This window comes from Pseudoalteromonas sp. SWXJZ94C, from assembly GCF_015864385.1.
GTDB lineage: Bacteria > Pseudomonadota > Gammaproteobacteria > Enterobacterales > Alteromonadaceae > Pseudoalteromonas.
Window position 1 is genome coordinate 37,123 of sequence record NZ_JADYXF010000006.1, and the last position, 19,229, is coordinate 56,351.

General features: G+C 36.5%; 11 protein-coding genes. 10 read left to right on the forward strand and 1 reads right to left on the reverse strand.

Annotation, left to right across the window (positions count from 1 at the left end):
* Nucleotides 1–47 precede the first annotated feature (47 nt).
* From I6F65_RS03775 to I6F65_RS03815, 9 genes are all read left to right on the forward strand, one after another.
* Nucleotides 48–1,043, forward strand: a complete 996-nt coding sequence (locus tag I6F65_RS03775) for a YCF48-related protein (protein WP_197111616.1) — start codon at nucleotides 48–50, stop codon at nucleotides 1,041–1,043.
* Complete coding sequence (locus I6F65_RS03780) at nucleotides 1,043–3,364, forward strand: RND family transporter (protein ID WP_197111618.1); 2,322 nt, start codon at nucleotides 1,043–1,045, stop codon at nucleotides 3,362–3,364. Before I6F65_RS03775 ends, I6F65_RS03780 begins: the two co-directional genes overlap by 1 nt.
* Before the next feature lie 208 nt (nucleotides 3,365–3,572).
* Nucleotides 3,573–8,414 (forward strand): NAD-glutamate dehydrogenase, encoded by a 4,842-nt coding sequence (locus I6F65_RS03785; RefSeq protein WP_024609840.1) that lies wholly within the window; start codon nucleotides 3,573–3,575, stop codon nucleotides 8,412–8,414.
* Nucleotides 8,415–8,534: 120 nt separating this feature from the next.
* Nucleotides 8,535–9,545 carry a quinone-dependent dihydroorotate dehydrogenase gene (gene pyrD / locus I6F65_RS03790; protein ID WP_166109138.1) on the forward strand — a complete coding sequence of 337 codons (1,011 nt, stop codon included), beginning with the start codon at nucleotides 8,535–8,537 and terminating at the stop codon, nucleotides 9,543–9,545.
* A 128-nt stretch (nucleotides 9,546–9,673) separates the two neighbouring features.
* Nucleotides 9,674–10,204, forward strand: a complete 531-nt coding sequence (locus tag I6F65_RS03795; protein ID WP_197111619.1) for a cell division protein ZapC domain-containing protein — start codon at nucleotides 9,674–9,676, stop codon at nucleotides 10,202–10,204.
* Nucleotides 10,205–10,295: 91 nt separating this feature from the next.
* Nucleotides 10,296–12,413 (forward strand): bifunctional 23S rRNA (guanine(2069)-N(7))-methyltransferase RlmK/23S rRNA (guanine(2445)-N(2))-methyltransferase RlmL, encoded by a 2,118-nt coding sequence (gene rlmKL / locus I6F65_RS03800; protein ID WP_166109137.1) that lies wholly within the window; start codon nucleotides 10,296–10,298, stop codon nucleotides 12,411–12,413.
* Nucleotides 12,406–12,645 carry a glutaredoxin family protein gene (locus I6F65_RS03805; protein ID WP_197111621.1) on the forward strand — a complete coding sequence of 80 codons (240 nt, stop codon included), beginning with the start codon at nucleotides 12,406–12,408 and terminating at the stop codon, nucleotides 12,643–12,645. Before rlmKL ends, I6F65_RS03805 begins: the two co-directional genes overlap by 8 nt.
* A gap of 15 nt (nucleotides 12,646–12,660) precedes the next feature.
* On the forward strand, nucleotides 12,661–14,574 hold the full coding sequence (locus I6F65_RS03810; protein ID WP_197111623.1) for an ABC transporter ATP-binding protein: 1,914 nt from the start codon (nucleotides 12,661–12,663) through the stop codon (nucleotides 14,572–14,574).
* 11 nt (nucleotides 14,575–14,585) lie between these two features.
* Nucleotides 14,586–16,334 carry a DUF3466 family protein gene (locus tag I6F65_RS03815; protein ID WP_197111626.1) on the forward strand — a complete coding sequence of 583 codons (1,749 nt, stop codon included), beginning with the start codon at nucleotides 14,586–14,588 and terminating at the stop codon, nucleotides 16,332–16,334.
* A gap of 92 nt (nucleotides 16,335–16,426) precedes the next feature.
* Here the strand turns inward: I6F65_RS03815 and I6F65_RS03820 are convergent, their stop codons facing one another.
* Nucleotides 16,427–16,933, reverse strand: coding sequence for a DUF2062 domain-containing protein (locus I6F65_RS03820; RefSeq protein ID WP_024609834.1), 507 nt, complete (start codon nucleotides 16,931–16,933; stop codon nucleotides 16,427–16,429).
* Between I6F65_RS03820 and I6F65_RS03825 the strand changes: the two genes are divergently transcribed.
* Complete coding sequence (locus I6F65_RS03825; protein WP_166109135.1) at nucleotides 16,913–19,180, forward strand: DNA internalization-related competence protein ComEC/Rec2; 2,268 nt, start codon at nucleotides 16,913–16,915, stop codon at nucleotides 19,178–19,180. The two genes, I6F65_RS03820 and I6F65_RS03825, sit on opposite strands and share 21 nt — an antisense overlap.
* The last annotated feature ends 49 nt before the right edge of the window (nucleotides 19,181–19,229 follow it).

Sequence of the window (19,229 nt, forward strand, 5' to 3'; positions counted from 1 at the left end):
CGAGTAATAAAGACAAACAATCCTTCAGTTCAAGGCGATTAAAATTTATGAAGTATTTGGTATATGCCAGCCTGATTATAAGCGGTGCGAGTGTTGCACAAGATGCTCCTAAAAATGCAATTAACGTAACCCACGCAGACAAAACCCTATTAACAGATATAACAAAAGCGGGTAGCAACATTATTGCTGTTGGTAAGCATGGCACAGTAATTAAAAGCAGTGATGGTGCAAGTTGGCAACAAGCTCAATTGGTACCAACACAAGTATTATTGACTGCGGTAGATTTTAGCAATGAAAATAATGGCTGGGCATGCGGGCACGATGCAACCATTATTAACACTACTGATGGTGGTGTTAATTGGCAATTACAACAAGCGTTACCAGAGTTAGATAAACCATGCCTAGATATTCTTTTTGAAGATGACTTAAATGGTTTCATGGTAGGTGCTTATGGGATGTTTTACCAAACCTCTGATGGCGGTAAGCATTGGCAAAAACGTTTTTTAGACTCTTTACTCTTTAGTGAAGACCAAGACTACTTGAACGATTTAAAAGAGAATGACCCACAAGGATATGAAGCTGAAACAGCCTCCATTTTGCCTCATTTTAACCGCATAGAGAATACAAATGATGGGCTTATACTCGTAGGCGAAATGGGTTTAATGGCTCGAAGTACTGACAATGGTATTACTTGGCAAAGAATTGAAGAAATATACCCAGGTTCATTTTTTGGTTTTAATTCTGATGATACACAAGAGGTTGTTGCAGGCTTACGTGGCAATGTGTTTACCAAGCAACGCAATGAGCAAGATTGGCAGCATTTAGAAAATGTTAAAACAGCAACCGTTAACAGCATCATTAATTATAATAACGAACAATGGTTAATGCTGGCAAACAGTGGTGTTATTTTTCATTTAAAAGACGGATTGCTTACTCACGAGCAACTGGCTGATGGTAAAGCGATTCTTGATGGTGTGATTATGGATAATAAATTAATCATGGCAACAGAAGATGGCATTAAAGTGAAGGAGTTGACCCCTTAATGCATAAAATTTTAGATTTAATAGAAAAAGCGATTTTTAGACATCGTTTAATTATGCTTATAAGTTTTGCACTTATAACGTGTTTACTGGTATTTAAAGCGACGCAAATTCAACTTGATGCTTCGTTCAATAAAAATATTCCACTAAATCACGAGTACATGAAAGTATACACCAAGCACGAAAAGCAATTTGGTGGCGCAAACAGCATTTTAATCTCGGTGTGCGACGACAGTGGTAATATATTTAACCCTGAATTTTTTACACAGTTAAAAGCCGTTCACGATCAGCTTTATTTTATTCCAGGGGTTAACCGTCCTTTAGTAAATTCGATATTTTCACCAAGCGCCCGTTTTGTTGAAGTTGTTGAAGATGGTTTTGCCGGTGGTCCTATTATCCCTGCAAACTTTAAAGCAGATACGCGTGGTTTAGGGGTTGTTAAAGAGAACATAGAAAAAGCCAAAGTAGTAGGGCGAATGATTGCCAGTGACTATTCGTGTGCAATGGTAACAGCACAGCTTTTAGAAACTGATCCGCAAACACAACAAAAACTAGATACGCTATCTTTTGCACAAAAACTAGAAAGTGAATTAAGAGAGCCTTTAAGTACTGATAAAGTAAGTATTCATATTATTGGTTTTGCAAAAATGGCTGGCGATATAGCAGAAGGAGCAAAAGGCGTTATTGTATTTTTTGCGATTGCTATTGCCTTTACTTTTATTATGGTTTGGTTATTTTGCGGTAGTTTAAAACTGACTATTTTACCTATAGCGTGTTCTATTATTGCCGTTGTTTGGCAATTAGGATTGCTTTCTAGCTTAGGTTTTGGTCTTGATCCTATGTCTATTTTGGTACCGTTTTTGGTGTTTGCTATTGGTGTAAGCCATGGTGTGCAGATGATCAATGCGATTGGTAAAAAAGTAGGGGAAGGGAAAAGTACGCGTATTTGTTGTCAATCGAGCTTTAGAGCTTTATTAATACCAGGCGGTATTGCACTGCTTTCAGACACGGTCGGCTTTTTAACATTACTAACTATTGATATTGGCATAATCCGTGAACTTGCCATAACAGCAAGCTTAGGTGTGGCGGTTATTATTTTCACCAATTTAATATTGCTACCTGTTTGGGCATCTTACATGCGCTTTGAAAACAGTGTACATATTCAGTCTGGTGATGCAGAAAAGCCAAACATGCTGGATAAAATAAGAGACTTACTTGTCAAGGCAACCGATCCTAAAGTTGCCAAAATGATTATAGGCTTTACCTTAGTATTATTTGCATTAGGTTATTGGCAAGCAGACAAAATGCGTATTGGTGATTTACATGCAGGCGCGCCTTCGCTTCATCAAGATGCACGTTATAATCAAGATACTTTTTTAATATCTGACAAATACACTATTTCATCTGATATTTTAAAAGTGATTGTTGAGGCTTATCCTGCAGCGTGTACTGAACACGATGTAATGGAACATATTAGCCGTTTTCAATACAAAGTAGAAAATGTAGTGGGAGTGCAATCGGCGGTTAGTTTAAGCTCTGTAGCACAGTCGGTAAATGCGGGTTATAACGAAGGTAATCTTAAATGGCAAAGTTTACCGCGTAATTCAGCCAGCTTAGTACAATCAACTGCTCGAGTAGAAACCAGTACTGGTTTACTCAATGGTGATTGTTCTGTAATGCCAGTGATTATCTTTTTAGATGACCACAAAGCACAAACTATTGACCGTGTTATTGAAAGTGTTAAGCAGTTTGCCCTAGAAGAAGGGACAGATAAAATTGCCTTTAAGTTAGCTTCTGGTCCGGTTGGTGTAATGGCTGCTACTAACGAGTCGGTTTCTGATGCACAAATACCAATGATGCTTTACGTTTATGGCGCCGTTATTATTTTATGCTTAATGAGTTTTAGAAGTGTAAAAGCAACAATTGCGGTTGTATTACCACTTTATGTTGTATCAACGTTGGCACAAGCGCTTATGGTGCAATTAGAAATAGGCCTAACGGTTTCTACTTTGCCTGTTATTGCACTTGGTGTAGGTATTGGTGTTGATTATGGTATTTATATACTGTCATCAATGATGAGTCAGCTTAAGCAAAATGTGCCACTTTCCGTTGCGTATCGAAATGCGTTAGTTGAACGCGGTAGTGCGGTATTATTTACAGGTATTACATTAGCTATTGGTGTAAGCACGTGGATTTTCTCTGATTTGAAATTTCAAGTTGATATGGGAATACTATTAACGTTCATGTTTTTAGTAAATATGCTTGGTGCAGTGTTGTTATTACCGGCAATTGGTAGCTTACTCTGGACTGACCAGAAAAAATAATGTGAATAATCTTGCTCCTAAATGACCAGTAATGGTCATTTATATCTATGTTTTGTGAATAGATGACCAAATAGCTGAAATGCTTAAAATGTTTTCATCGAAAAGGCTGTTTATTAGCTGCAAAAGGGTTAGAATTTAGCTGACTCCACGCTAATAAATGGCTGTACAAATTTCTGCTCCTGAGCAGCAATAGATTAAGGAACATACAATGACACGTAAAGAAGGCCAAGCCTCGGTTATCCTAGATAATGTCTGCAAGCTGATCCAAAAAAAAGTTCACGCTGATAATGTTTTGCTCGTTGAAAAATTCGCCAAAGCCTTGTACAGCAATATGTCTAAAGAGGATTTGGCAAACCGCAACGATAGTGACTTATATGGTGCTGCACTCAGTCTTTGGAATGCACTAGAAAAAAACACATCTGACAGCGCTGTTATACGCGTTTTCAATCCTGAAGTGGCAAAGGATGGCTGGCAGTCATCACATACAATTGTAGAAATCATAGCTAAAGACATGCCGTTTTTAGTTGATTCAGTGCGTATGGCCATGACTCGCGAAAATATTGCCTCTCACTTATTACTTCATAGCCCACTTAAAATACAGCGTGATAAAAACGCTAAAATTTCGGGTTTATCAAATTTAAAAGCAGAACAAGAATCAACATCTACTAAAGCTGTCTTTTTTATTGAAATTGACCGTCAAACAGACTTATCTGTGATTGAGTCTTTCAAAAAAGAATTAGAGTCGGTACTTGTTGATGTATCTGTTGCTGTAGAAGATTGGCAACCAATCCGTAAAAAGCTAATCGCTGTTAGTAAAGATTTGCCAAAACGCCATCATAATAAAAACACCGGTGAAATATCTGAAGCCGCAGAGTTTTTAAATTGGCTTGTTAAAGATAACTTTACACTAATGGGTTATCGCGAATATGAGTTAAGCCCTGTACAAGGTGATTATGAATTAAAAGGCAAAATGGATACTAGCCTTGGTTTAATGAAAAACTCTACCGAAGAGCACTCACGATTATTATCTGAATTGCCAGAAGTGGCACGTCAAGAGGCACGCAGTAGTAATTTAGTTATTTTAACGAAGACTAACTCACTCTCTCGTGTACATCGCCCAGCTTATATTGATTACGTTGGCATTAAACGTTTTGATGATAAAGGAAACGTGATTGGAGAAGACCGCTTTATTGGTTTGTTTTCATCTAACTTTTACAATAATAGTGCTTCAGATGTGCCTGTACTTAAAAGTAAAATTAATCGCATTATGGAAATGTGTGATTTTGCTAAAGGTACACATGCATACAAAGCAGTACTTAATATTTTAGAAACATACCCACGTGACGAGCTAGTGCAAGCACGCGAAAGCGAATTACTTGAAGTTGCAACGGGTGTTTTACAAGTACAAGAGCGCGATATGTGCCGCTTATTTGTACGTAAAGATGCGTATGGTCGCTTTTTCTCTTGTATGGTTTATGTACCGCGTGAGCGATACAACACGGCACTTCGTCGTGAAACACAAGACATTTTAGGTGACGCATTTAATTCTGACGATAAAGTCGAATTTACTACTTATTTTTCTGAGTCAACATTAGCGCGTACTCATTATACCGTTCGTGTGACCGACAACAATATCGAATATAACGTGAAAGATATCGAGAATAATTTAATTGAAGCTGCCCGTACTTGGGAAGATAAATTACAATCAGCCTTACTAGAATCAGCAGGCGAAGCACGTGGTAACGAATTAAATCGTAAATACTGCAACGCATTTGCACGCTCATACAAAGATGAGGTTTTACCAAGTGCTGCTGTAGTAGATATTGAAAAACTAGAAATGCTTAACGATGAAAACAAGCTAGAGATGCTTTTCTATCGTCCGCAAGAAGAAGCAAATAGCAATATTGTTCGTTTAAGTTTATTCCATAAAGATGAGCCAATTCACTTATCTGATGTTATGCCTATGCTTGAAAACTTTGGCTTACGCGTAGTGGGTGAAACACCGTACTCAGTTAAAACAAGTGACGGTCGTATTAATTGGATTATGGATTTCTCAATGCTAATTGATAGCAAAGGGATGGCTGATTTTGATAAGGTTTCAGCTCGTTTTCGCTCAGCGCTTACGAATGTTTGGGGCAATCGCTTAGAAAACGACGGATTTAACCGTTTAGTACTTATGGGCGGCTTAACGGGTCGTGAAGCCTCTATTTTACGTGCTTACGCTAAATATATGCGTCAAATTGGCGTTACTTTCTCACAAATGTATATTGAAAGTACATTCGCTAATTATCCAAATATTGCAGCGCAAATAGTTAACTTATTCGCTAAAAAGTTCTCAATTAAAGCGCCTGCTAGTGCAAAAACACTTGAAAAGCTTATTACTCAGGTTTACTTAGAGCTTGAAAATGTAGCTAACCTTGATGATGACCGTATTATACGTTTATACGTAGATATGATTGTTGCAACACTTCGTACTAACTACTACCAAAAAGATGCAGAAGGTCAGTTTAAGTCTTATGTGTCATTTAAAATTCAACCAAGCTTAATTCCTGATGTGCCATTACCGCTACCAGCATTTGAGATTTTTGTTTATTCACCTCGTGTAGAAGGTGTGCATTTGCGTTACGGTAAAGTGGCGCGTGGTGGTTTACGCTGGTCTGACCGTCGTGAAGATTTCCGTACAGAAGTACTTGGCTTAGTTAAAGCACAGCAAGTTAAGAATACAGTAATTGTACCAGTTGGCTCAAAAGGTGGTTTTGTATGTAAACAACTACCAAGTGAACGCGAAGCGTTTATCAAAGAAGGTCAAGAATGTTATAAAATATTTATTCGTGGCTTATTAGACATTACAGATAACATTGAACGCGGCGAAGTAGTGCCAGCTAAAGATGTTGTTCGTCATGATGAAGATGATGCATATCTAGTAGTAGCAGCGGATAAAGGCACGGCTACTTTCTCTGATATCGCCAATGGCATAGCAAATGAATATAACTTCTGGCTAGGTGATGCTTTTGCATCGGGTGGTTCAGTTGGTTATGACCATAAAAAAATGGGTATTACAGCTAAAGGTGCGTGGGAGTCTGTAAAACGTCATTTCCGTGAAATGGACATAGATTGTCAAACGACTGACTTTACAGTGGTAGCTATAGGCGATATGGCAGGCGATGTATTTGGTAATGGTATGTTGTTATCTAAACATATTCGTTTACAAGTTGCATTTAACCATATGCACATTTTTGTTGACCCGAACCCTGATGCAGCTACGTCTTACCCAGAACGTGAGCGTTTATTTAATATGCCACGCTCATCTTGGGAAGATTACAATAAAGACCTTATTTCTGCAGGTGGTGGTGTTTTCTCTCGTGCGGCTAAATCAATTACATTAAGCCCTGAAATGAAAAAAATGCTTGGCACTAAAAAAGCAAGCATGACGCCAAGCGAACTAATGAAAGCATCTCTAATGATGGACTTCGATTTACTGTGGAATGGCGGTATCGGAACATACATTAAAAACTCTAAAGAAACCGATGCAGATGTAGGGGATCGTGCAAACGATGCGCTTCGCATAAATGGTAAAGATTTAGGTGCTAAAATTATAGGTGAGGGCGGTAACTTAGGTGCTACTCAACTTGGTCGTATTGAATTTGCTGCTAAAGGCGGTCGTGTTAATACTGACTTTATTGATAATGTGGGTGGCGTTGCCTGTTCAGATAACGAAGTTAACATTAAGATTTTACTTAATGGCTTGGTTGCTGAAGGTGACTTAACACGTAAACAACGTGATGAACTGCTTTACTCAATGACGGATGAAGTATCTGAGTTAGTATTAAAAGATTGTTATCGTCAAACGCATACTATTTCAATTACACAATCTAAAGGCACTTCTACTCTTAAAGAAAAAGTACGCTTTATTCATGCGCTTGAAAAAGAAGGCAAGTTAAATCGTGCAATTGAATTTATTCCAAGTGATGAAGAGTTAGCCGAGCGTGCTGCAGCAGGTAAAGATTTAACTCGACCAGAGCTTTCTGTACTTGTTTCGTACGCTAAAATGGTATTAAAAGAATCGTTAGTAAGTGATGAAATTACAGAAAATCCTTATTATCGTCAGTTATTAGTTAAGTCATTCCCACGTCCACTACGTGAGAAGTTTAATGACGCGATGAATAATCATCCACTTCGTAAAGAAATTATCGCAACTAAATTAGCGAATAGCATAGTTAACGATATGGGCTTAAATTTCATGGTACGTATGCATGAAGAAACAGGCGCTAACGAAGCTGAAATTGCGACGTGTTATTCTATTGCGAGTGAAATTTTTGAAATGCGCGATACATGGTCATCTATCAGCGCACTTGATAATAAAATACCAGCAGCTGTTCAAACCGAAATGCTTTATCAGCTTCGTCGTACAGTTCGCCGTGCTACACGTTGGTTTTTACGTCATCGCAATAAATCACAAACAATTGAGCAAGGAATTGAATTTTTTGCACCAACGTTTAAAGACTTAAGCGATAACTTAAATACATATATGATTGAAAAAGAAAATGATCGTATTGTAGTTGAGGCCAATAAGTTAGTAGAAAGTGGTGTGCCAGCAGATATTGCTAAGCGTATTGTTTCGTTATCGAGCTTGTTCTCAGTAATGGATTTAGCTGAAGTTGCAAATAGCTCAACGCGAAGTATTTCGATGGTATCGAATACTTACTTTAAGTTAGGCGCTAGAATGGGATTACATTGGTTCTTAGAGCAAATAACTAAGCAGCCGGTAGCAAATCATTGGCAAGCATTAGCTCGTTCTTCTTATCGTGAAGAGTTAGATTGGCAACAACGTACACTCGCTGAAGTTGTATTAAATAGCTTTGAAGGTGATGATACTGATGTTGATAGCCAAATTGATCAATGGATGGATAGCCAAGAATTGCTATTACAACGTTGGAAACAAATGTTGGCTGAGTTCAAAACATCACAAAGCCATGACTTTGCTAAGTTCTCAGTAGCATTACGTGAACTTATGTTGTTAAGTCATAACTGTGATACCCCAGTTAAATAATTTAACGTATGTATTATTATTTCTATCGTAAATAATAAGTTAATCGTTAAAATTGCTATATAATACCTCGGCCTTGTCTGAGGTATTTTTTTGTCTATTTTTTATTAGAGGATTATATTGATGTTTTATGATTTAGCTCGCCGCTTTATGTTCACCCGTGATGCGGAGTGGGCACATGAATTTGCTCTTAATAATCTTCGTCGTTTTGCAAATACACCTTTAAACGTAGCATGGTCGCAAAGTGTTGCAGACAGACCTGTAAATTTTTTAGGTCTCGAATTTAAAAACCCAGTAGGGCTTGCCGCCGGGCTTGATAAAAATGCTGAATGTATAGATGCATTTAGCCAAATGGGTTTTGGTTTTATTGAAGTCGGTACCGTAACACCACGACCTCAAGTAGGTAATGACAAACCGCGTATTTTCAGACTTCCAGAGTCAAATGCGATTATTAATAGAATGGGCTTTAATAATAAAGGTGTTGATAATTTAGTTTCTAATGTGAAAGCCGCAAAATATAAAGGTGTGTTAGGCATTAATATAGGTAAAAATAAAGACACACCTAACGAACAAGGCAAAGATGATTACATTCACTGTATGCGTAAAGTGTTTGAACGCGCATCTTATATTACAGTAAATATCTCCTCGCCAAATACGCCAGGTCTGCGTGATTTACAGTATGGTGCAGCGCTTGATGATTTACTGCAAAGCCTGAAAAATGAACAGCTCGATTTAATTGCAAAACACAATAAACAAGTACCAATGCTCGTAAAAATAGCGCCAGATCTTGATCAAATTCAAATAGAGCAAGTAAGTGAATCATTATTGAATAATAATATTGATGGTGTAATTGCAACAAATACGACCTTAGAACGTAGTGCTGTTATTGGTCAGCAATATGCAGATGAAGCAGGTGGTTTATCTGGACACCCTGTAAGAATGCGCTCTACAGAAGTAGTAAGTGAGTTAAAACGCTTAACTCAAGGCAAGCTTCCTATTATTGGTGTTGGCGGTATTGATGATGCTGCATCGGCAAAAGAAAAGATGGATGCAGGCGCTGATTTGGTACAAGTTTATACTGGGTTCATATATAAAGGTCCACAATTAGTCAAATCGATCCTGAACGGCTTATAAGGATCAGTTATCTAAGCTTTTGATCGTTCGATAAATGTTCTAAGTAAACATATATCTAATGGTTAAAAGCAGTTATACTCTAAGCTTATTGTATTATAAAAATTATTTAACTAAGCAAGGAGGAGTATATGTTACAAGCATCTAAGCAATGGCAATGGATTACTTGCTCTAATACTAATCGCTTATTGCTTGATTTAAATGATGATATGCAATTATGTACTCCTTACAAATTAAGACAACTAACTGATTCTGTATTTAAAAATCCTTATTTTAGTATTGAAGATGCTGCATTTTATGAACAAGCATATAATTACTTGGCAGGGTTTGAAATTTGGAATTCAGCCCAAATATGCCAAATATCGCTAAATGCAACAGCTGTGAAGTACCACTTAAAGCCGGTTTTAGCCAAAAGTTGGTTTTTTAAAGAATATACTGGCTCAGAACCAAGTGTTGAAGCTGTTATAAAATTAACATCTAAAGTACAGTCTGGTGATTTTTTAATTGTAGAGCATTGCCCTGATGCGTCTATTTGTTTAAATTTAAGTGAAAGTTTCAGACTTGATGAAAATTTATCATTAGCACAGTTTGAAGTTATTCGTATTTTGAATAATCGTGTACATCCTATCCTAAATCAGCAATATCAAAGCCAAACCGCCTAACCAAATTTACCTTATAAGCGTGTGTTTATGGCGTGTTTGTATGCCAACCTATGTTATAATCCTGCGCAATTAGCTATTAAGGGTTATTACTTTGCAATTTATCGCACTTACTTCTATCGGAATCGAAAATTTATTGGTTGATGAACTAACAGAACTTGGCGCAACTGTGTCTAAGCAAACTGTGGGTTCAGTTCGTTTTGAGGCTGACTCATTACTGGCGCAAAAGGTTTGTTTATCAAGTCGTTTTGCTACGCGTGTGCTTATGCTTATTGAAGAAAAAGAAGGCGTAGATGACAAAAGTAGCCTGTATAACTTTGCCCGCTCGCAACCTTGGCAAGAATGGTTTGGACCAACGCAAACATTCGCAGTTGATTTCAATGGTACTAACGACTCACTAAAAAATACACAGTTCTCTGGTCTTGTTATAAAAGATGCAATTGTTGATTATTTTAATGATTTATTTGAACAGCGCCCAAATGTTGATAAACAAGACGCTAACGTACGAGTTGTCGCTCGTTTAAATCGTTATGGCGTATCAATGTATATTGATTACTCTGGTCCGCGTTTATCTGAACGTGGTTACCGCCAAGGTCAAGGTAAAGCGCCTATTAAAGAGCATCTAGCTGCTGCATTAATTAAACGAAGTGGCTGGCTTGATAATGTAAAACAACCGTTATTTGATCCGTGTTGTGGTGCAGGTACTATTTTAATTGAAGCCGCAGGTATGGCGCGAAACGAAGCACCTGGGCTATTTCGTGAAGGGTTTGCTTTTGAGCGTTTGCCTAGCTTTAGAGCTGTTAAGTTTCAAGAATTAAAAGAAGAGCTACTCGCCAATATAACTGATCCTAAATTATGGTTAATTGGTCATGATTATGACGCGCAAGTGTTAGGAAAAGCGATTGATAATGCCAAACGCGCTGAGCTTGATGATGTTATTAAGTTTAAGCAAAGCGATGCAACTAAGCTAACCGCTGTTGCTAAACTACCAGGTGTAGTTATTTCTAACTTACCATACGGTGAGCGTATTGGTTCGATGGCTGAACTCGTTGATTTACACCGTAATTTAGGTGTTGGCTTCAAAAAGCATTTCAATCATTGGAAGCTTGCGTTATTAGGTATGGATGAAAGCTTATTTAAGCTTTTAAAACTGGTTCGTCTTAAGCGTTATAAGTTTAAAAATGGTCCATTAGATGTTGAACTTAACTTATATCAATTAGATGATAAGCAAGTAAGCTTAACTACAGATGATAAAAAAGCCCTTAATTTTGAAGGCTCAACGTCGTTTGCTAATCGTTTAAAAAAGAACAAGCAAGGTTTAAAAAACTGGCTTAAGCAAAATGAGATTAATGCTTATCGTGTTTATGAAGCCGATATTCCAGAGTACAACGTTGCTGTTGATATTTATGGCGATTCAGCTGTTATTTTTGAATATGCAGCACCTAAAGAAATTGATGAAAAAACCTCTGAAAAACGCTTACAAGATGTAATTAGCTTAACATCTCAGCAGCTTAAAATAGCGCCAGAAAATATAGCTGTAAAAGTGCGTAAAAAGCAAAAAGGCGAAGATCAATACACCGCAATGGCTAAACAAAACCGTACTATGGTTGTTGAAGAGTTTGGTGCTAAGTTTAAAGTAAACTTATTCGATTATTTAGACACCGGTTTATTTTTAGATCACCGTTTAATGCGACGTTATATTCAAGACAACGCCAAAGATAAACGCTTTTTGAACCTGTTTGCATACACTGGCACAGCCTCTGTACATGCTGCGTTAGGTGGTGCTAAAGCAATAACTACCGTTGATTTATCAAAAACTTATTTAAAATGGGGTCAAGACAACTTCGATTTAAATAATATCAATAATACGCGATACCGCTTTGAGCAAGCAGATTGTTTAAAATGGTTAGAGCACGCAACGTCACAGTACGATTTAATATTTTTAGATCCACCTACGTTCTCTAATTCAAAACGAATGAAAGATGCATTTGACGTTCAAAGCGATCATATTAAATTATTAACGTGGGTTAAAAAGATTTTAAGCCCATCAGGTACCTTAATTTTTTCTAATAACAAACGTGGCTTTGTAATGGATGAGGTTGGCTTAATTGGTTTAGGTTTAAAAGCCGTTAATATTTCAGATAAAACGTTATCACCTGATTTTAAACGTAATAAAAAAATTCATAATAGCTGGTTGATCACTCATGGCTAAGTGGATTTTATACCACACAGATGGTTGCCATTTATGCGAGCAAGCAGAGCAACTCATTATGCCGTTACTTGGTAATAGTAATACACTATTACCAATTGATATTATGACTGATGAGCAGCTTATTGCTGAGTATCAAATCAGTATTCCCGTATTAAAAAGTGAAAAAGGCGAGTTATTATTTTGGCCTTTTACCTCACACACTGTGCGTGAATTTTTAGCGCAAACAGAATAAGAGTAAATAAGAACTATGGATTTAATTAGAATTTTAAAAGCACAACTTGCCTTTGGTACTCATGCTTTACTTAACAAAGCAGATGCAGTGATTGAAAGTGGCGAACGAGTGTGTGTTGTAGGTCGAAATGGTGCAGGTAAGTCAACTCTATTAAAAGTGCTTGATGGCGAAGTTGTATTAGATGATGGTGAAATAAATCAGCTAGGTGGGATCCGAGTTTCTCGTTTAGAACAAGATCCACCAAAAGGTGCAAATGGCACTGTATTTGATTATGTTGCGCAAGGTATGCCTGAAATTGCTAACTTATTGATTGATTTCCATCATGTAAGTAATGAGCTTCAAACAGAGTGTAACGATAAGTTATTAAATAAACTTGAGCGTTTATCAAACCAATTAGAAGCGGTTGACGGCTGGCGCTTTGATAGCCGTATTCAACTAGTTTTGACACAATTAGAACTAACGCCAGAAGCTAAATTAGAATCTCTTTCAGGTGGTTGGTTACGTAAAGTGGCACTTGCACGTGCACTCGTTAGTGAACCTGATTTATTACTACTTGATGAGCCAACAAACCATTTAGACATGGCAAGCGTAATGTGGCTTGAGCAATTTTTAAAAGAGTTCAAAGGCGGAATCGTATTTATATCGCATGACCGTGCGTTTATTCGTGCTGTTGCTACGCGTATTTTAGATTTAGACCGTGGTAAGCTTATTTCGTACCCTGGTGATTACGCTACGTACTTAGAGCAAAAAGCCCATGATTTAAAAGTAGAAGAAAGCCAAAATGCATTGTTCGATAAGCGTTTAGCCGAAGAAGAAACGTGGATCCGCCAAGGCGTTAAAGCACGAAGAACCCGTAATGAAGGTCGAGTTCGTGAGTTAAAACAGCTTCGTACGGAGCGTAAACAACGTGTTGACCAAGTTGGTAAAACTGATTTCAATATTGAAACGGCTGACCGCTCTGGTAAGTTAGTATTTGAAGCTAAGCATCTTTGTCATGCATTTAAAGACAAAGTTATTGCAGATGACTTTTCTACACTTGTAATGCGTGGCGACAGAATTGGCTTAGTCGGTCCAAATGGTATTGGTAAAACAACATTATTAAAATTAATGTTTGGCGATTTAGTGCCAGACAGCGGTGAGACTAAGCAGGGTGTTAATTTAGAGTTTGCTTACTTTGACCAATATCGTGAAAAACTTGATGAAGAAGCCACTGTTCAAGATAACGTTGCTGAAGGCAAACAAGAAGTAATGATGGGTGGGCGCTCGCGTCATGTTTTAGGTTACCTACAAGACTTCTTATTTCCGCCAGCCCGCGCTCGAACTCCAGTTAAAGCACTCTCTGGTGGTGAAAAGAACAGATTACTATTAGCTAAATTGTTTTTAAAACCATCTAATATTCTTGTTCTCGATGAGCCTACGAATGATTTGGACATTGAAACACTAGAGTTATTAGAGGATATAATTAATCAATATCAAGGTACTGTGTTGATAGTAAGCCATGACCGTGAATTTATTGATAATACATGTTCGAGTGTTTGGGCATTTGAAGGTAATGGTAAAGTTACTGATATTGTTGGTGGTTACAGCGATTACGAAGCTTATGTTAACTACTTAGCCGAACAAGAAAAAAAAACTCAACAGCAACCAGTAAAAAAGGTTGAAAAAGTAGTCGCTCCTGTAGCTAAACCTGCAGCTAAGGCAAATAAACTTTCTTACAAATTAAAGCTTGAATTAGAGCAACTACCAAATAAAATGGAAAAACTTGAGGCTGATATTGAAGCTCAACAAGCTGTAGTTAGTGATTCAGACTTTTTTAAACAAGAAAGTGATGTAACTACTAAAGCATTGAACCATTTAGCACAACTTGAGTCTGACCTTGAAGCTGCCCTTGAGCGCTGGGAAGAACTTGAAGAATTACAGAATCAGTAGTAAGGATTAAAATGAAATATAAATTACTCGCTGCCAGTATTTTAGCAACACTGAGTACATCAGCAATAAGTGCAACATACCAATTAACTGAATTAGGTACACTTGAAGGTGCTAAACATTCTTACGTTACTGATGTAAGTGAAAGCGGGCATATGATCGGTGCAGCAAATGGTTTGTATAATCTGCCAATCGACATTAGCTACATAGACTTTACAGAAAATGTTGTCGAAAGTGCTTACTCAAGTGAAGAAAATGCTTTTGAGTTAAGTGATAAAGTAATTACTTTCACTTTAGATGATATAGAAAATAATAATGCGGTTGATAATAACCCAGATGCTCATGATTTTATGGTTAGCTTTTTAGGTAGTAGTACTCTAGGAATCACATCAAACTTTGAGTATCAAAAATTAAGTTCATTAGTGGGTGTAATCTACAACAATGATAGCGTAGTTGAGCAACCATTATTTGATGTTGCTTCAGTTGATTATGATGGATTAACCCGCTCAAACACTAATTTTTATAATGCGGTAAGTGAAGATGGTGTCTCTGTAGGTTGGGGTAGCGCGCCTTATGATAAAGTGCTGTTTACACCTGATGATGAAGATGATGCCGAAACATGGTTTACTCATGAATTTATTGAACGTGGAATGGTTGTTAGTGCCGATGGCTTACAAGTACCTTTAGTACCAGAGTTTAATGAGTATGGCGGTACAAGCCGCGCAAACGATATTATTAAAACGAATAGTGGTTATACGGTTGTTGGCAATGTATCTATAGATATACCAGAAGATAGATTAGAAAACATAGACGATAATTGTGATAACGAAGATGAACCGACTTCTGTTTGTATTAACTTATTAAATTCATCAGCAAGCGTATTTAATAAACGAGCTGTTAAATGGGAACTGGATGAGTTTTTAAATATTAACTCTACCGAGATTCTAGGCTTAGCTTTTGCTCCTGATGAAGATGAAACAGAGGACGATGCTTACACGAGTACTGCACTAGCTATAAATGAAAATGGCACTGTAGTTGGCTCATCTCACACTCGTTATTACAATAACGATAGTACTATCATAACTATGCCAGTGTATTTTAAAGATGGAAATGTAATTGATTTTATTGATCAAGAAGATGATTGGATATCTGGTAAATCATTAGCTATAAATGATAATGAAGTTATTGCAGGTTATGCAGTTAAATTTATTGAAGGCACGCAAAGAAGTCAGTTCTTTTATCATGACATTAATACTGGCAGCACAGTCTTTCCTACAGGCTACTTCTCGAGTTCAAGTTCTTATGGTAACGATATAAATAACCAAGGTTACATTGTTGGTGAAGGCGAAGTAGGTGTTTCTGATAATACTCGTCGTAAAGAAGCATTTATTTATAAGATTGGTGAAGATAAAATCACCAATTTAAATGACTTACTACCATGTTTTGAATCTGATGGTGAAACTAGTTATGCTTATACTATGGCTGAGGCTAAAGTAATTAATGAAAATAACGAAATTTTTGGTGTAGCTACAAAAACCGTTGAAAAACGAGATACGCTAGGTGGTATTGTTACCGATGTTAATGGCAATACTGAATTTGAAAGTGTGGCTGTTGCAGTAAAACTTACCCCTATTGCTAATGGTGAAGTAGATAGTTGTTCTGTTGCTGAGCTTGAAGAAAATGAGCGTAGCTCTGCAAGCTTCCCTTGGTATACATTATTTTTATTACCACTGGTTGGTTTAAGACGTATATTTCGTTTTTAAATTATTAAATAATAAATATAAAAAAACCCAACTTTAATAAGTTGGGTTTTTTTTCGTCTATAGTAATTAGAATGTAATTAACATTAAACTAATTACTTAGTGCGTGTTGACCACGCTTTGATAACAGAGCGTCGCCAAATTATATCAATACCAAAATAACCGATGATTGAAGCAATAGAAGCACACACTAGTGAGCCTAGTAAAAATGCTGGACCAATAGTCTCTATACTTTCTAAAAACCAAGACCAACTAGCTTCAAAAACAAAGTGCTGCTCAGGTTGATTTAGTATTAATGTACCAACGAGATACGAGCCGTAAAAAATAGGTGGCATAGTTAAGGGGTTAGTAAGCCAAACTAGCGCGACAGATATAGGAAGGTTAACTCTAAATACAATTGCAAAAGCGGCCGCTAAAACCATTTGAAAAGGAACAGGGATGAAAGCAAAGAATAACCCAACAGCAAAAGCGCCACGTGCAGAGCGTCTGTTTAAGTGCCAAAGATTTGCGTCCTGCAAAAGATGTCCAAAAATTCTTAGTGATTTATGATGTCTAATTTTATTTGGGTTAGGTAAAAATCTTTGGATCGTTTTTTTAGCCATTTAAAGCAACCATTTACATCAGTGTGGATAAGTCTTGGGTTTGTAATTGGGTGTATTGCAACCGTATTTTATTATCAGACCCTTGAATTTACAGTATTCACAATTTCTATCCTTATTGTGAGCGCTTATTTTAAGCCGTTTTTAAACGTATTGTTAGGCTTTATTTGCTCTATTTGTTGTATAGCACTACATTTTTATTTTTTTTATGATTTCGGCGCTCAAATTTCGAATGAAAAGTACACATATCAAACAAAACTGATAGTTGAAGATGTTATTTCAGATAAGCGGCCTCAGTATATAAAAGCCAAAATATTAACATTGGATGACAAAAGCTATTCGTATTTTAGAGCACCGAATGCAATGTTGAGTGTGAATTCGGAACAACTACTATCAGTTGGTGATACTTTTGATGCAACAATCCATTTAAAGTCTTTTCGAAGTAATAAAAATTTTAATGTTTTTGATAATGAGCGGTATGCGTTTACTCAAAAAATATTTTTTAAAGGTAAGGTTTTAAATAAGCAATTAGCTATCACTTATAAAAAAGAACACAGCCGTGTGTTTGGTTACCGTAAATTCATTCAAACAACATATAAAAACACGCAGCTTCAATGGCTTTATTATGCGTTACTTACTGGTGATAAATCACTGATGAGTTTTGATAATAAGCAATTAATGCAATCTCTTGGTTTAAGTCACTTACTAGCTATATCGGGGTTGCACATAGGACTTATTTTTGGTTTTGGATATATAACAACGCGATTTTTATTTAAAAAGATCAATTACGTAGGAAATCAGACAAAAAATTTATCTATTATTTATAGTTTTGTAGGTTTTGTAACCGCTTTTATTTATGTCTATTTAAGTGATTTTTTAGTTTCAGCCACACGGGCATTGATTATGTTAGGCTGTTATTTATTGCTATATTTTTTAGCTAAACAGCCATTGCGATGGCGCAGCATTTTATTTGCGCTTGTAATTGTGTTGCTCATAAACCCCTTTAATGTATTAAACCCTGGACTGTATTTTTCATTTTTAGCTGTCGCTATTATTTTTATAGTCGTAAATAAAATCCCTGTTTTAAATACGTCATTTTTAAACAAAATTATAGCTTTAGTTTTGATTCAAATAGCTTTGTTTATTGGGTTAATGCCATTGTCACTCTACTTTTTTAATGGTGTTAGTTTAGCTGGTTTAGTGTTGAATTTAATCGCTATTCCATTATTGTCTTTTATTATCATGCCCATGCTAATTATAATTACACTAATAAGTAGTGTGTTGGATATGAGTATTCTTATATGGATATTAGATAACAGCCTTAATTATTTATTTAAATTACTTGTAATGATTCCAGATCATTTAAGTTGGATAAGCGCAGATGAAATTAGTTCCTCGCTTGTTGTTTTTTCGTATATAACCATCTTAATATTCTATTTATTACCTTACAGATGGTTGGCATTTATTCCATTAAGCACCTTATTAATAAATTATTTATTGACAGAAAAACCTCACTGGCAGTTGCATGTTTTTGATGTTGGTCATGGTTTAATGATACTGCTCGAAAAAGATAAAAATGCTCTAGTATATGATTTTGGACCGAGTTACTTTAACCGTTTTAGCCGAACTCGCAGTATTTTGTTGCCCTACATTCAAGCAAATAAATTAATTGTCTCTACTTCAATTTTGAGCCATGAAGACAATGATCATGCCGGTGGGGTTGATCATTTTATCGATGCTGGCTTTGCACTGAGTTTTAAACAGTTTCACCCTGATAATTTACAAAGCGTGTGTAAAGTAATCACAGCTAACTTTTATGGATTAATAGTTGAAAGTTATAAAACGACTGGATTTGGTAATGAAAATGATGACTCATGTGTAGTTAGAATATCAGATGGAAATTACAGTGTTTTATTAACGGGTGACATTTCTAAACAACGAGAAGCGCAACTACTAAAAGGTGGTTATTTACTTCAAAGCACTGTAATGCTTAGTCCGCATCATGGTAGTGATACTTCTTCGAGTAAGGCTTTTATAGATAAGGTGAATCCAAAAATAGTTATTCACTCAAGTGCTTATCAAGGGCAGTGGGGTTTTCCTAAAGACGAAGTTGTAGCACGGTATAATAAAATTAATGCCAAGCAATATAGTACAGGTAAGCAGGGGCAAATTAGTATTAAGTTTTATAGTAGTGATATTAGCGTGATAACTGCAAGACAACAGGAAAGTTATTGGTTTATTAAAGATTGACGTTTTGTTTTATCGCCCCTGAGGATACAATAGAGACTGTAATTGTATA

Coding starts and splice junctions, on each gene's coding strand:
- I6F65_RS03775 (WP_197111616.1), top strand. CDS start 48: ATGAAGTATTTGGTATATGCCAGCCTGATTATAAGCGGTGCGAGTGTT.
- I6F65_RS03780 (WP_197111618.1), top strand. CDS start 1,043: ATGCATAAAATTTTAGATTTAATAGAAAAAGCGATTTTTAGACATCGT.
- I6F65_RS03785 (WP_024609840.1), top strand. CDS start 3,573: ATGACACGTAAAGAAGGCCAAGCCTCGGTTATCCTAGATAATGTCTGC.
- pyrD (WP_166109138.1), top strand. CDS start 8,535: ATGTTTTATGATTTAGCTCGCCGCTTTATGTTCACCCGTGATGCGGAG.
- I6F65_RS03795 (WP_197111619.1), top strand. CDS start 9,674: ATGTTACAAGCATCTAAGCAATGGCAATGGATTACTTGCTCTAATACT.
- I6F65_RS03805 (WP_197111621.1), top strand. CDS start 12,406: ATGGCTAAGTGGATTTTATACCACACAGATGGTTGCCATTTATGCGAG.
- I6F65_RS03810 (WP_197111623.1), top strand. CDS start 12,661: ATGGATTTAATTAGAATTTTAAAAGCACAACTTGCCTTTGGTACTCAT.
- I6F65_RS03815 (WP_197111626.1), top strand. CDS start 14,586: ATGAAATATAAATTACTCGCTGCCAGTATTTTAGCAACACTGAGTACA.
- I6F65_RS03820 (WP_024609834.1), bottom strand. CDS start 16,933: ATGGCTAAAAAAACGATCCAAAGATTTTTACCTAACCCAAATAAAATT.